This is a genomic window from Dactylosporangium aurantiacum (assembly GCF_000716715.1).
Taxonomy (GTDB): Bacteria; Actinomycetota; Actinomycetes; order Mycobacteriales; family Micromonosporaceae; genus Dactylosporangium; species Dactylosporangium aurantiacum.
The window spans coordinates 62,392-75,708 of sequence record NZ_JNYJ01000038.1; the positions used below are offsets into that span (position 1 = coordinate 62,392).

Below are 13,317 nucleotides of genomic sequence, written 5' to 3' on the forward strand. Positions count from 1 at the left end.
TCGTCGTCGATGCCGGATCGGCTTCGAGCCCCGCCCCCGAGGCGATGCCGTCCGGATCCTGGCGCGCGTTCTCGCGCCGGAAGGTTTCGTAGATCTGCGTAAGGGACTGTTTCTGGGCCACGGTGAGCTCACTGTCCGCAGCGATCGCGGCCAGGACGTCGTGCCCTTCGCGCTCGAGCAGGCCGGCTCGCAGGTACATCAGCGGGGTCGACACCCGCAGTGCCCCGGCGAGCTGCGCGAGCACCTCGGCGCTCGGTTTGCGCAGGCCACGCTCGATCTGGCTGAGATACGGGTTGCTGACCCCCGCCTGCTCAGCGAGCTGACGGAGCGAGATGCGCGCGTTACGGCGCAGGTCACGAATGAACCCACCCAGGTCGCGCGGCTCTTCAGTCACGTCACTGACGGTAGCTCGCCCTGCTAACTCTTGCAAGCAAAACGCTAACAAGAGCTAGCGTGAAGCCGGTCACCAGATCGCGCGGACCTGGCCTACCCGCGTCCCGCCGCCCAAAACCGGCGTGTCGGCATGTGCCCCCAGGGAGACACCGAGGCGGGACAGCGCCGCCCCGAGCACGGGCAGCCGCGGGCGCATCGCGCCGTCGTCGATCTTCAGCGCGACCGCGCCGACGCCCGGCAGGGCGGCGGCCAGTACACCTTCCGCGCCACCCTTGATGAGCAGTCCGGGCAGCGCCCGCATGAGGTGCGTGTCGTGCCCCTCGGCGTCGGTGCCGGAGACCAGGTCGGGATGGGCGCGCATGGCGTCCGCGACCCGCCGCGGCGCGGTGCCCGGCTCGGCGGAGACCAGCCGCAGGAACGCCGTGGCCAGCCCGCGCAGCGACACGGCGAGCAGCGGCGCGCCGCAGCCGTCGACGCCGACCGCGGCGGCCGCCTCGCCGGTGAGCGACTCGACCCCCTGCCGGGCCGCCACCTGGAGGGGGTGGGCGGGATCGAGGTACCCGGCGAGGGGCCAGCCGTTCGCCGCGCAGGTGCGCAGCATCCCGGCGTGCTTGCCGGAGCAGTTCATGAACAGGGGCTGGCGCGGCTCGCCCGCCCTGACCACCGCGTCCCGCGCGTCGTCGGACAGCGGGTAGTCCGGCGGGCAGCCGAGCGCGGCGGGCGGGATGTCGCCCAGGACGCCGCGCACCGCGTCGACGTGGACCGGCTGGCCGCGGTGGCTGGCCGAGATGATCGCCAGCTCGGCGGGGGTGGCGACGAGTCCGGCCGCCAGCATCCCGACGGCCTGCATCGGCTTGTTGGACGAGCGCGGGAAGACCGGGCCGAGCACGTCGCCGGCCCAGGCGGCGACCTGGCCGGCGGCGTCCAGGACCACCACGGAGCCGCTGTGCCGGCTCTCCACGAACCCGCTGCGCACGACCTCCGCGAGCGGCTCGCCGCCCAGGTACAGGTCACTCACCGCGGATCCCGAGCAGCGTGCGGGCCTCGGCCGGGGTCATCGGGGGGCGCTGGGCGAGCCGGGCGAAGGCGGCGGCCCGGGCGACCAGCTGCGCGTTGCTCTCCACCGGCACGCCCTTGGCGTAGGTGACGGTGTCCTCCAGGCCGACCCGCAGGTGCCCGCCCGCGGACAGCGACGCGAGCATGACCGGCAGGGTGCCGCGGCCGATGCCGGTGGCCGAGAAGGTGGTCCCCTCCGGCAGGTCGCGCATCGCCTGGACGCAGGCGACGAGCGCCTCGGTGGTGCCGGGCATCCCGCCGGGGACGTTCATGACCAGGTCGAGGTGGACGTGGCCGCCGAAGGGCAGCCCGTGCTTGTCGAGCAGGCGGCGCAGCGCGGTCAGCTGGCCGAGGTCGAAGATCTCGTACTCGGGGACGATCCCCCGGTCGCGCATGCGGGTGTGCAGCTCGACGATGAACGCCCACCGGTTGAGGAACACGTCGTCGCCGAAGTTGACCGTGCCCATCGTGCAGGAGGCCATGTCGGGCTCGGCGTCCAGCACGCGCAGCCGGTCCTCCTCCGGGTCGGTGACCGCGCCGCCGCTGGAGAGCTGGACGATCAGGTCGGTCTCGGCCCGCAGCGCGCCGACGGCGTCCTTGAGCAGCCCCAGGTCCAGGGTCGGCTCGGCGGCGTCGTCGCGCAGGTGCACATGGATGACGCTCGCCCCCACCGCCTGGCATTCCTTGCCGGTCGCGACGAGCTCCTCCAGGGTGACCGGCAGGGCTGGCACGTCGGACTTGCGGGACTCGGCGCCGGTGGGCGCCACCGTGATCAACGTCGTTGTTGTCATGGCTCTTTCTACAGCGGGTCGATCGCGGCGGTGGACGGGCCCACCTGCAATTGACCGCCGTCGTCGGCCCTGACGTTCTGCCGGAGCACCGCGAGCGCGATCTGGCCCAGCTCGTAGTGGCGCACGGCGGTGCCGACGAACCCGACCGCCCGGCCGTCCCTGACGACCTCGGTGTGCGGGGCCGGCAGCTCGTCGGTGGTGACGCCGTCGAGGTGCAGCAGCACCAGCTTCCGGGGCGGGCGGCCCAGGTGGTGCACCCGGGAGACCGTCTCCTGGCCCCGGTAGCAGCCCTTCTCCAGGTGCACGGCGTGCGCCGTCCAGCCGACCTCCGCCGGGAGGGTCTTGTGGTCGGTCTCGAAGCCGAAGCGCGGCCGCCGCGCCGCGACCCGCATCGCCTCGTAGGCCCAGATCCCGGCGAGCGGCAGCCCCGCGGCGGCGATCACGTCGGGCACCGCGGCCCGCGGCACCAGCAGGTCGGCGCCGCCCTCGACCCGCCGGACGAGGCCGTCGAAGCCGGGCAGCGCCGCGGCCGCGTAGCGGGCGGTGGGCCGGCTCGGCACGGCCCCGGTGGCGAACTTCGCCGGCGGCACCGGCACCACGTCCGGCGGTGCGAGCGGCCCGGCGTTGAGCGCGCCGAGCGCCTCGTCGGTGTGCGGGCCGACGATCGAGAGCACGGCCCGGGCCTCGGTGACGTCGGCCGGCTCGACCCGCATCATGAAGCGCATCCGCTCCAGGAACGTCAGCAGCCCCGCGCCGGCGCCGGGCTCCAGGTCCAGCCACGTGGTGGCGCCGTCGTCGAGGAGCACGGCGTGGTGCTCGACGTGCCCGTGCGGCGACAGGACGAGCAGCTCGGAGCCGGTCATCGGGGGCAGCCCGGTCAGGTGCTGGGTGGTGAGGCTGTGCAGCCAGGTGAGCCGGTCCTCACCCGGCACCGCGAGGACGTCGCGGTGCCCGCGGTCGACCAGCCCGGCCTCGGTGTCGAGGAGCTTCTGCTCGCGGCTCGGGTCGCCGTAGTGCGCGACCGCCCCGGCGTCGGCCGACGACGGATCTATGGATCCCACGGTGACGGGCTTCACGGGTTACTCCTCTTCGGTGCCGCAGTTGCCGCACACGCCGAACAGGGCCACGTGGCCGATGTCGAGGCGGAAACCGCGGGTGGTGCGCAGGTCCTCGGCGAGGCCCTCGAGCGTGGGTGACGGCAGCTCCTGCACGTCGCCGCAGCCCCGGCACACGAGGTGGGCGTGCTGGTGCTCGCCGAGCGGGTGATACGTGGGGGCGCCGTGCGACAGGTGCGCGTGCGTCACCAGCTGCAGCTCCTCCAGGAGCTCCAGCGTGCGGTAGACGGTGGTGATGTTGACCCCGGCGGCGCGTTCGCTGACGTCGGCGTGGATCTGGTCGGGCGTCGCGTGGCGCAGCCGGTAGACCGATTCCAGCACCAGCTGCCGCGGCGCGGTCAGCCGCAGCCCCCGCGACCGGAGCACCCCGGCCAGATCATCGAAACCCACGACATTCAGGGTAGCCCGGAGCCGCAGGCCCCGGGCACCTGACGTTTCCTAGCCCGCGACCCGCTCCAGCCGGGCGGACAGGTGCGGCTGCAGCTGCTGGCCGACCGCGGCGAGGTCGAACGCGTAGAGCAGCGCGCCGTCCACGATGCCGTAGAGCCGCTGGGCGCCGCGGACCTCCTTCGCGGTCGACGTGCGCACCACCGCGTCGGTGGCCATCTGCCACTGCGTGGTGCCCTTCGCCTGGCCGATGTAGAGCTCCATGATCCCGGTCGGCTGGTTGAGCAGCACCTCGACCTCGTCGGTCGCCTTGCCGTCCTGCAGCACCGGCCGCCACCAGCCCGTCTCCCGGTTGCTGGGCTTGATCGGGTTGCCGTCGACGTCGATCACCCACGCCCGCGACTCGTAGAACAGGAACGGCCGGCCGTCGTGGCTGAACCGGATCTCCTGCGCGTAGTGGAAGCCCTCGATCGTCGGATAGTCGCCCTGACCGCGCCCGCGCCACACCCCGACCAGCGGCAGCAGGCCGAGCAGCGCGGGGTGGAGGTCCGGGCCGACCCGCAGGTCGTGCGTCTCCTCGTACGGGTACTCCCCGACCTGCGCCAACCCCGCCCACGGCGGCTGTACGTCCGTCACCAACGCCCCCTCGACACCCTCACCGCGAGATAGATCAGGCCGCCGGCCAGCGCGCCCATGCCGGCGACCAGCAGACTCACGAACCCGATCTCGGTAACCATCGCCCGAATCTTATGCTGCGAGACATGGGACGCTCGCTGGTCATCAAGACAACCGCCGGTGCGGACGCGCCGGAGCGCTGCTCGCAGGCGTTCACCGTGGCCGCCACCGCCGTCGCCGGCGGGGTGCCCACCTCGCTGTGGCTCACCGGGGAGTCGGCGTGGTTCGCCCTGCCGGGCCGGGCCGCCGAGTTCGAGCTGCCGCACGCGGCGCCGCTCGTCGATCTGCTCGAGGCGGTCCTGGCGGGTGGCACGGTGACCCTGTGCACCCAGTGCGCGGCCCGCCGGGACATCGGCCCGGAGGACGTCCTGCCCGGCGTGCGGATCGCCGGCGCGGCGGTCTTCGTGGAGGAGGCGCTCCGGGAGGGCGCGCAGGCGCTGGTGTACTGAGTCAGCACCCGGCGGTCGAGGTGACCCGCAGCCCGTCACCGTCGGCCCGCAACGCGACACCGGCCTCGCCGGCGCGGTAGGCGAACAGCTTCGGCTCGTCGAGGACCACCGCCGTGGCCGGCACCGTGCCGCGGGCCGCCGCGCCGTCGCCGCCGGTGACCGCCTCGACGGTCCACAGGGTGCCACCGCCGGGGCAGGTGATCCGGTGGGTGCGCCACTGCGACGCGCTCTGCTTGAGGGTGTCGAGCACCGCCTGGACCGGCGCCCGGTTGGCGTTCTGCGACTGCGGGGTGGCCTCCTGCACGGCGGCGTCCTGGACCCGGCAACCGGTGTCGGCGGTGAACCGCACCTGACCGGGCTGCACCACCGCGCCGCGCAGGGTGACGAAGTGACCGGCGTCCGCGGTCAGCAGATGGGTGTCCGCGCCGCTCACCAGATGGCTCTTGTACGCCGGGGGCAGCGCCGCCTGCACGCGCTCGAGGACGGCGGGCTCGGCGTCCTTCTTCACGTACACGAGCAGCACCCGCTCGAACCGGGTGCCCTCACGCGCCGAGGTGACCCGGCAGCTGCTGTCGGTGCGGGTGTACCCGCCGAGCGCCGGGACGGAGGTGGCCGGGTCGAGCGCGGCGGCGACGCGGCCGAGCGCCTCGTCGACCACCGGCAGGCCGTCGGCGATCGTGGTCTGGTCGCGGGAGGTCGGCGGATCGTTGCGCGAGGAGTAGTAGGCGAGCCCGGCCACGACGAGGGCCCAGGCAATCGCCACGGCGACGATCCAGCGACGGTTCACGGACGCCATCCTCGCAGCCCGGAGCAACGATGCCGCCCTCCGGGGTTGGGCCCGGAGGGCGGCATCACACACTCGCTCCGGGGTTGGGCCCGGAGTGCGGCGACGCGCGCACCCCGGGGTGTGCCCGGGGCGCGGCGTGCCATGCGTGCTCCGGGGGTGACCCGGAATGCGGCGTCAGGCGACCGCGACCGCGATCTCGTTGATGCCACGGCCGGCGGCGACGGTGGCGTCGCCGTTGCCCTGGCGGGACAGGGCGCGCAGCGTCCAGTTGCCGGGCGCGGCGAAGAAGCGGAACTGACCGGCGGGCGAGGTCACGACCTCGGCGGTGAACTCGCCGGTCGCGTCGAGCAGGCGCACGTACGCGCCGCCGACCGGACCGTCGCCGGAGCTGACCACGCCCGTGATGACGGTTTCCTTCTCGACGTCCACGGAGGCCGGGATCGGGGCGCTCTGCTCGGGCGCGCCGCAGCTGTCAACAGTGCTCATGATGGTCTGCCTTTCACGCGTTACCGGGCTCGTCGCCCACGGCGACGGGGACACCGACCAGGGAGCCGTACTCAGTCCAGGAACCGTCGTAGTTGCGCACGTCGCTGTGCCCGAGGATCTCCTTGAGCACGAACCAGGTGTGCGAGGAACGCTCGCCGATGCGGCAGTACGCGATCGTCGCCTTGCTGTCGTCGAGGCCGGCGGCGGCGTACAGCTCGCGCAGCTCCTCGTCGGACTTGAACGTGCCGTCCTCGTTGGCGGCCTTGCTCCACGGCACCGACACGGCGGACGGGATGTGGCCCGGACGCTGCGCCTGCTCCTGCGGCAGGTGCGCGGGGGCGAGGAGGCGGCCGGCGTACTCGTCGGGCGAGCGGACGTCGACCAGGTTGTGCACGCCGATCGCCTTGACGGCGTCGTCACGGAACGCGCGGATCGACAGGTCCTGGTCGTGCACCGCCACGTACTGGGTGGCGGGCCGGGTGACCTCGTCCTTGGTCAGCGGGCGCCCGTCGAGCTCCCACTTCTTGCGGCCGCCGTCGAGCAGCTTGACGTCGCCGTGGCCGTACAGCTTGAAGTACCAGTACGCGTACGCGGCGAACCAGTTGTTGTTGCCGCCGTACAGCACGACCGTGTCGTCGTTGCCGATGCCCTTGCTGGACAGCAGGGCCTCGAACTGCTCCTTGTTGACGAAGTCCCGGCGGACCTGGTCCTGCAGCTCGGTCTTCCAGTTGATTTTGACGGCACCTTCGATGTGACCGGCGTCGTAGGCGGCGGTGTCCTCGTCGACCTCGACGAAGACCACGTTGTCGGCACCGATCTTCTGCTCGGCCCAGTCGGCCGTGACCAGGGCGCTCTCGCGACTCATGAGTGTTTTCTCTCCCAGGGAACGATTGGGGTGGGTCGAGTCGACACACGGGTCGGGGTGTGCACCACGCCGCGCGCGACCCGAGGGGACGGATCACGGTTTCGGCGATGGGTCTGATGTCGCGCCGCGGACTGGGAACTCGCCCGCCAGACCCATCGGTCTGGGGCGCCGCTGCCTCGAGCCGTTAGAAGAGCACGCTGCAGGGCCGCACCATCAGGGGCGGCAACACAGGCAGGTGGCCACGCGGCACAGGTCGACCGCGCGCCGTCTGGTGAGCAGCATGCTCATGGTCAGGCAGCCTAGCACCGTGTAACCGCCCGGCCCAGGGTCCGCTCGGTCACTGTCCCGCCGCGGGTGGGTTACTGACCGGTCAGGAGGACGTTCTTCGCCGACGCGATGACCAGCAGTCCCGAGTCGGTGGTCTCCGCGGAGTTGATCACCAGGTTGTACGGCAGGCCGGGCAGCTTGACGCTGACCTGGAGGCGGCTCTTGTTGGCCTGGATCAGGTCGTTGACGAACTTCGGCAGGTTGCCCTGGTCGGTGGTGACCGATTCGAGCTTGAGCCGGACCTTGCCCGCCTCGACGACCATGTTGCCGTTGGCGATGATGGTGACCTTGAAGCCCTGGTACTGCACCGGGATGCGCAGCTCGATCTTGTTGTTGACGACCTTCACGTCGACGGCGGAGGGGTCCACGCCCTGCGGCAGGTTGGTGAACTCGAGCAGCTTGCGGACGTTGTCCCAGGTCATCGTGGCGCGGCCGGTGACCTCGCCGGCGACGACCTCGCCCGTGCCGTTCATCAGGTCGCGGGCGTCGGCCTTGACCGACTTGGCGTCCACGGTGAGGGCCTCGAGCTGCACGTTCTCGATCTGCGGCCGGGTGAGCCCGATCGTGATCTTCTCGTACTCCCCGGCGAGCACCTGGGTGAGGAACGGGAAGCCGGCGATCTTCACCGCCGGGCCGGCGGCGTAGGTGACGGAGTTGGCCGCGAGCTGCTTGCGGGTCTCGTCGGCGATGCGGTCCCGCGCGGTGCTCGCCGCGATACGGTCCGCGACGAAGAGCACGCCGACCAGGACGACGGCCAGCACGACCAGGACGATGCCGATCTTGGCTCCTCGACTCGCCGCCACGGCGCTCCTTCCTGATCCTGCGGGTGTTCTTGCGGGACGTACCCAGTCACCAGGATTTCCTACCCTGGCAACCTCGCGGCGGCGGCAGGACTACAACAGGAGCAGGGTGCTGGCGACGTAGGCGGCCGGCGCGGCGAAGGCGAAGGCCCCGAGCGGCCCCTGGATGTGCCGGGCCAGGTACAGGGCGGGCTCGTCGCCGTCGATGACCCGGCTGGCCTCGGCGTAGCCGACGGACAGGTCGACCATGACCGCGACGATGGCGGTGGCCAGCCCGGCCAGGGCGCTCGGCAGCGGGGTGATGCCGGCCAGCAGGTTGCCGATGGCGCCGGCGGCGGCCGTGCCGACCATCGCGCCGAGCACGACGCCGGCGCCGCCGCGGGGCACCTGCGGGGCGATGCGGGGCAGCGCGACGATGGCGTCGGTGAGCCGGGCGATGAGGATCGCGATGCCGGCCGCGGCGAGGCAGGCGACGATCGCCTGGGTGCCGCGGGGGCTGCGGCCCAGGACGATGACGCTGGCGAAGGCGACCACGCCCAGGGTGACGACCAGCGACGAGCCGAGCGACTCGGTCACCCGCTGCCGGCCGGCGGGGCGGGTGAGCTGCCCGACGACGCCGACGATGAAGCCGGCGGCGGTGACGTACGCCAGCGGCGCGAGCGACGCCTCCCGGGTGAGCACCGCGGCCACGTCGGTGCCGATCGCGACCGCGATGCCGACGGCGGCCACGACCCGCGGGGCCGGCGGGCGGCTGGCGATGACCCAGACCCCGACGAACAGGACCTGGACCCCGAAGATCACCACGGCGTAGGACTCGTGCGTGGTCTGCGCGCCGACGACCAGGCCGACGGTGAGCAGGGCGGCGAAGCCGGCGACGCCGAGGGAGACCATCCGCCGTACCGGCGGCCAGATCTCCGAACTGTCGGAAACTCCCGACTCGTCGACCTCCTCCCGGCGCCGGCGGCGGGGCGCCTGATCGGCGGCCGGGGGCCAGGCGCCGTGGTCCTCGGCGGAGGGCGGGGTAGCGGGCACGCCCCGATGGTGCCAGAACGCCCCCGGCACGGGCAGCACCGGGCCGAGGAATCCGCGCCGCGCCACGGCGGAACGGGCCGGGTGTGGCTCACCCGACTGTCTCGATCTGGATTCCCGCTGGCCGCAAAACGTGAATACTCAGATATTCTGTTGCAGGGATATACCCACAACCCTCCCGTCAGAGTGGCCGGGACGTAACCAAGCCGCCGCCCTGTCCGACGGGCGCCACAGCGCCCACTGCGAGAGGTGCGCCGCGGCCACGGAGGTGACTCGTGGAGATTCTGCTGCTGACCGCGGCTCCCGCGGGCCAGGTGGTCCTGCCCGGCCTGGACCTGCTGCCCCACACGGTGCGCACCGCCCCCCGTGACGTCCGCACGCTGGTGAGCGGGCCGAGCCCCGACGCCGTCATCGTCGACGCCCGCACCGAGCTGGCCGACGCCCGTGCGACCTGCCGCATGCTGCACGCCACCGGCCTCGGTGTGCCGCTGCTGGCGGTCGTCACCGAGGCGGGCCTCGTCGCCCTGCACGCCGACTGGGGCCTCGACGACGTGATCCTGGCCAGCGCCGGCCCCGCCGAGATCGAGGCCCGCCTGCGCCTCGCCGTCGGCCGGCTCAACTCGGCCGCGGCCGCGAGCGGCGGCATGATCAAGGCCGGCGAGCTGACCATCGACCCCGACACCTACGCGGCGAAGCTCAAGGGCCGCCCGCTCGACCTCACGTACAAGGAGTTCGAGCTGCTCAAGTTCCTGGCCCAGCACCCCGGCCGGGTCTTCACCCGCGACCAGCTGCTGCGCGAGGTCTGGGGCTACGACTACTTCGGCGGCACCCGCACGGTGGACGTGCACGTGCGGCGGCTGCGCGCGAAGCTCGGCTCGGAGTACGAGTCGATGATCGGCACGGTGCGCCAGGTCGGGTACAAGTTCGTGGTCCCGCCGTCGCGCCCGCTGCACGAGTCGGAGCCGGTAAGGGTCTGACCTAGACTTCACCCGTGACCGTTGAGCGCCTGGACCATCTCTCCACCCCGCAGATCGACCAGGTGCTCGCGCTGAGCCAGGCGGCCGGCGACACCGACGGCGCGCTGCCGCTGTCCGAGCACGTGGTGCTGCACCTGCGGCACGGCGGCGAGGCCCGGGCCGTCCACCTGCTGGTGCGCGACGCCGCCGGCGCCGTGATCGGCTACGCGCACGTCGACACGACCGACTCGGTGGCGGGCGCCTCGGCGGAGCTGGCGGTGCACCCGCAGCACCGGCGGCACGGCGCCGGGCGCGCCCTGGCCACCGAGGTGATCAAGGTGGCCGACGAGCGCGCCGGCGGCCGGCTGCGGCTGTGGGCGCACGGCGACCACCCGTCGGCGTCGGCGCTCGCGGTCAGCCTCGGCTTCGACCGGGCGCGGGTGCTGCTGCAGCTGCGGCGGTCGCTGTACGCACCACTGGACGAGGTCGACCTGCCCGAGGGCGTGACGCTGCGCGCCTTCCGGCCGGGCGAGGACGACGCCGCCTGGCTCGCGGTCAACGCCGCGGCGTTCGCCGACCACCCGGAGCAGGGCAGGTGGACCCTGGACGACCTGCGCGTGCGGCTGCGGGAGCCGTGGTTCGACCCGGAGGGCTTCCTGCTGGCGTTCCGCGGCGACCAGCTCGTCGGCTTCCACTGGACCAAGATCCACGGCGATGTCGAGGATCACGCGCACGAGCCGATCGGCGAGGTGTACGTGCTGGGCGTCGCGCCTGGCGCGCACGGCGGCGGGCTGGGCCGGGCGCTGACCCTCGCCGGGCTGTGGCACCTGCGCTCGCGCGGGCTGGCGCAGGTCATGCTCTACGTCGACGAGGAGAACCGGCGGGCGGTGGCGCTGTATCAACGGCTCGGCTTCGTGCGCTGGGCCAGCGACGTCAGCTTCCAGCGGTCCCTGCCCTGAGCGTGGAGCGGGCCGTCACACGGGCCTGATGGCGTCGGCCGGGTCGCGGTCCGGCGCCGCCGCCAGGGCCGCCTCGATGCTGCCCGCCGCCGCCAGCTCCCTGAGCGTGTGCGTGGTCGGCGGCAGCATCGTGAAGCGGCCGTCGGCGGCCTCGGCCGGCGCGCACCAGACCGTGTCGTCCGCCTCGCCGCCGACGTCCCTCGTGACCTGCCCCTCCGGCAGCGCGGCGAGGAAGAAGTACGTGTCGAAGCGGCGCGGCTCGAACTCCGGCGTGATCCAGCGCGACCACGGCTGCAGCAGGTCCGAGCGCAGCACCAGCCCGTTGCCGGCGAGGAACTCGGCGAAGCCCGTCTCCCGCGCGATCAGCGCCAGCCTGGCCCGCTCCCAGTCGGCGCCGCTCACGTCGCCGACGACGGTGTCCGCGTCGGCGCCGGCCAGCAGCACCCCGGACTCCTCGAACACCTCCCGGACCGCCGCGCAGACGACCGAGCGCGCCACCGACTCCTCCAGCCGCAGCCGCTGCGCCCACTGCGCCGGCGTCGGCCCCGCCCAGTCGGGCAGCACGGCGGCGTCCCGCGGGTCGACGCCGCCGCCGGGGAAGACGTACATCGACGCGGCGAACGCCATCGTGGGGACCCGGCGCAGCAGGTACACCTCGAACGGCGGGCGCATGAGCACCACCGTGCTGGCGAGGCGGGGCTCCACCGGCACACCACCGGCCGCGGCGAACTGACGGGCCTGCTCGGCCAGACCGGGTGGCAGACGGAACTCGACCATCCGCCCAGACTAGGGCAGGTCCTGGGGGCGGGCCTCGTGACCGGGGCGGCCGTGGGTGCGGCGGCGCTCCTTCATCTCGGCCTCGTAGAGGTGCCGGCGGCCCTCGACGAGCTCGTCGCGCGCCTGCCGGTCCAGCTCCTTGAACAGCCCGTAGTAGTTGTCGTCGAAGTCCTCGACGATCTGGAACGTCCAGCGTCCGGCGATCACGTTGCGGCCCAGCAGGTCCGTCTCGATGCGCTCGGCGAGCTTGGCGTGGCCCGCGTCGCGGAAGAGCTGGACCGCGTCGTCGAGCATCAGGTCGGCGTGGCCGATCAGCTGGTGCAGGTCGTACAGGCGCCCGCGGGCCCGCTCGACGGTCTCCAATGCCTCGCTCAGCTTGCCCAGCGCCTCGACGGTGGTGTCGGAAACGCCGTCCGGCCTGCGGTGTTCTTCGTCTGCTCCCACCTGGCTGGGGGTACCCCGCCGGGCACTAGATTGAACGCATGGCCGACCGCATTCGCTGGGGCATCCTGTCCACCGGCAGCATCGCGAGCACGTTCGTCGAAGATCTGCGCCTGCTGCCGGACGCCACGGTGACCGCCGTCGGCTCGCGCACCGCCGAGAGCGCCGAGCGGTTCGCGGCCAGGCACGGCATCCCGCGGGCGCACGGCTCGTGGCAGGCGCTGGTCGACGACCCCGAGGTCGACGCGATCTACGTGGCGACCCCGCACACCGCGCACTTCGACGCCACCATGCTGTCGCTGGCCGCCGGCAAGGCGACGCTGACGGAGAAGCCGTTCACGCTCGACGTGGAGTCCTCGGAGATCCTGGTGGAGACCGCCCGCAGCAGCGGGGTCTTCCTCATGGAGGCGATGTGGACCCGCTGCATCCCGGCGGTGCGCCGGATGGTGGAGCTGGTCGCCGAGGGCGTGATCGGCGCGCCGACCGCGGTGCACGCCGACTTCGGCATGCAGGTGCCCTTCGACGAGGCGCACCGGCTGTGGTCGCGCAAGCTCGGCGGCGGCGGGCTGTATGACGTCGGGATATACCCGGTGACGTTCGCGCATCTGTTCCTCGGCGCCCCGTCCAGCGTGCAGGCGTGGGCGCGGATCAGCGAGGGCGGCATCGACCAGAACACGGGCATCCTGCTCGGCTACGACTCCGGCGCGGTCGCGGCGCTGACCTGCTCGCTGGTCGGCGACAGCTCGCGCCGGGCGACGATCACCGGCATGGAGGGCCGCATCGAGGTGCCGCGCGACTTCTTCCACCCGCAGGGCTTCACCGTCTGGCACGGCGACCGGGCCGAGACCGTGGACCTGCCGTTCGAGGGCGCCGGCTACCACTTCGAGGCCGCCGAGGTGCACCGCTGCCTGCGCGAAGGCCTCACGGAGAGCCCGTTGGTCCCGCTCGCCGACACGCTGGACATTTTGACCGTTCTGGATGTTGTACGGGTAAAGGTCGGTCTTGACTACTCCGGCTGACGGGA

At 72.7% G+C, this 13,317-nt stretch carries 18 protein-coding genes and 1 pseudogene; 4 read left to right on the plus strand and 15 right to left on the minus strand.

Annotated elements, in window-relative coordinates:
- Window position 1: 1 nt before the first annotated feature.
- The 7 genes and pseudogenes from OP18_RS35280 to mtfM form a co-directional block, all read right to left on the minus strand.
- Window positions 2–394: pseudogene (locus OP18_RS35280) on the minus strand (helix-turn-helix domain-containing protein); the annotation flags it as partial.
- 69 nt (window positions 395–463) lie between these two features.
- A complete protein-coding gene (locus OP18_RS35285) occupies window positions 464–1,411 on the minus strand; it encodes an asparaginase (protein WP_033363472.1) in 948 nt (315 codons plus the stop codon).
- Window positions 1,404–2,240 carry a beta-keto acid cleavage family enzyme gene (locus tag OP18_RS35290; protein WP_033363473.1) on the minus strand — a complete coding sequence of 279 codons (837 nt, stop codon included), beginning with the start codon at window positions 2,238–2,240 and terminating at the stop codon, window positions 1,404–1,406. The genes OP18_RS35285 and OP18_RS35290 overlap by 8 nt, the downstream gene beginning before the upstream one ends.
- 8 nt (window positions 2,241–2,248) lie before the next feature.
- Window positions 2,249–3,316 (minus strand): CAF17-like 4Fe-4S cluster assembly/insertion protein YgfZ, encoded by a 1,068-nt coding sequence (ygfZ, locus tag OP18_RS35295; RefSeq protein WP_033363474.1) that lies wholly within the window; start codon window positions 3,314–3,316, stop codon window positions 2,249–2,251.
- Between the two features lie 3 nt (window positions 3,317–3,319).
- Window positions 3,320–3,745 (minus strand): Fur family transcriptional regulator, encoded by a 426-nt coding sequence (locus tag OP18_RS35300; RefSeq protein WP_033363475.1) that lies wholly within the window; start codon window positions 3,743–3,745, stop codon window positions 3,320–3,322.
- Window positions 3,746–3,793: 48 nt separating this feature from the next.
- Complete coding sequence (locus tag OP18_RS35305) at window positions 3,794–4,378, minus strand: heme-binding beta-barrel domain-containing protein (RefSeq protein ID WP_033363476.1); 585 nt, start codon at window positions 4,376–4,378, stop codon at window positions 3,794–3,796.
- The gene (gene mtfM / locus OP18_RS62055) at window positions 4,375–4,479 is read right to left on the minus strand and encodes a small membrane protein MtfM (RefSeq protein ID WP_033363477.1); all 105 of its coding nucleotides are present in this window, start codon (window positions 4,477–4,479) and stop codon (window positions 4,375–4,377) included. The genes OP18_RS35305 and mtfM overlap by 4 nt, the downstream gene beginning before the upstream one ends.
- Window positions 4,480–4,491: 12 nt before the next feature.
- On the opposite strand from mtfM, the gene OP18_RS35315 reads away from it, so the two are divergent.
- Window positions 4,492–4,866: a DsrE family protein gene (locus OP18_RS35315; RefSeq protein ID WP_211273764.1), complete on the plus strand. Its 375-nt coding sequence runs from the start codon at window positions 4,492–4,494 to the stop codon at window positions 4,864–4,866.
- A gap of 1 nt (window position 4,867) precedes the next feature.
- Here OP18_RS35315 and OP18_RS35320 read toward each other — a convergent pair whose 3' ends face one another.
- The 6 genes from OP18_RS35320 to OP18_RS35340 form a co-directional block, all read right to left on the minus strand.
- The gene (locus tag OP18_RS35320) at window positions 4,868–5,653 is read right to left on the minus strand and encodes a hypothetical protein (protein ID WP_156090023.1); all 786 of its coding nucleotides are present in this window, start codon (window positions 5,651–5,653) and stop codon (window positions 4,868–4,870) included.
- 174 nt (window positions 5,654–5,827) lie between these two features.
- Complete coding sequence (locus OP18_RS35325; protein WP_033363480.1) at window positions 5,828–6,139, minus strand: DUF1416 domain-containing protein; 312 nt, start codon at window positions 6,137–6,139, stop codon at window positions 5,828–5,830.
- Window positions 6,140–6,152: 13 nt separating this feature from the next.
- The gene (locus OP18_RS35330; RefSeq protein WP_033363481.1) at window positions 6,153–7,004 is read right to left on the minus strand and encodes a sulfurtransferase; all 852 of its coding nucleotides are present in this window, start codon (window positions 7,002–7,004) and stop codon (window positions 6,153–6,155) included.
- Between the two features lie 213 nt (window positions 7,005–7,217).
- Window positions 7,218–7,292, minus strand: coding sequence for an Ms5788A family Cys-rich leader peptide (locus OP18_RS62675; RefSeq protein WP_345006453.1), 75 nt, complete (start codon window positions 7,290–7,292; stop codon window positions 7,218–7,220).
- Between the two features lie 71 nt (window positions 7,293–7,363).
- Entirely contained in the window at window positions 7,364–8,134 is a 771-nt protein-coding gene (locus OP18_RS53515) for an LmeA family phospholipid-binding protein (RefSeq protein WP_052387802.1), read from the minus strand.
- A gap of 90 nt (window positions 8,135–8,224) precedes the next feature.
- A complete protein-coding gene (locus tag OP18_RS35340; protein WP_245635634.1) occupies window positions 8,225–9,163 on the minus strand; it encodes a hypothetical protein in 939 nt (312 codons plus the stop codon).
- 272 nt (window positions 9,164–9,435) lie between these two features.
- On the opposite strand from OP18_RS35340, the gene OP18_RS35345 reads away from it, so the two are divergent.
- Entirely contained in the window at window positions 9,436–10,137 is a 702-nt protein-coding gene (locus OP18_RS35345; RefSeq protein WP_033363482.1) for a winged helix-turn-helix transcriptional regulator, read from the plus strand.
- A gap of 14 nt (window positions 10,138–10,151) precedes the next feature.
- Window positions 10,152–11,075, plus strand: a complete 924-nt coding sequence (gene mshD, locus OP18_RS35350; protein WP_033363483.1) for a mycothiol synthase — start codon at window positions 10,152–10,154, stop codon at window positions 11,073–11,075.
- Window positions 11,076–11,090: 15 nt separating this feature from the next.
- Here the strand turns inward: mshD and OP18_RS35355 are convergent, their stop codons facing one another.
- Window positions 11,091–11,852 carry an NUDIX hydrolase gene (locus tag OP18_RS35355; RefSeq protein ID WP_052387803.1) on the minus strand — a complete coding sequence of 254 codons (762 nt, stop codon included), beginning with the start codon at window positions 11,850–11,852 and terminating at the stop codon, window positions 11,091–11,093.
- A 9-nt stretch (window positions 11,853–11,861) separates the two neighbouring features.
- Window positions 11,862–12,296 (minus strand): hypothetical protein, encoded by a 435-nt coding sequence (locus OP18_RS35360; RefSeq protein ID WP_033363484.1) that lies wholly within the window; start codon window positions 12,294–12,296, stop codon window positions 11,862–11,864.
- A 38-nt stretch (window positions 12,297–12,334) separates the two neighbouring features.
- Between OP18_RS35360 and OP18_RS35365 the strand changes: the two genes are divergently transcribed.
- Window positions 12,335–13,312: a Gfo/Idh/MocA family protein gene (locus OP18_RS35365; RefSeq protein WP_033363485.1), complete on the plus strand. Its 978-nt coding sequence runs from the start codon at window positions 12,335–12,337 to the stop codon at window positions 13,310–13,312.
- The last annotated feature ends 5 nt before the right edge of the window (window positions 13,313–13,317 follow it).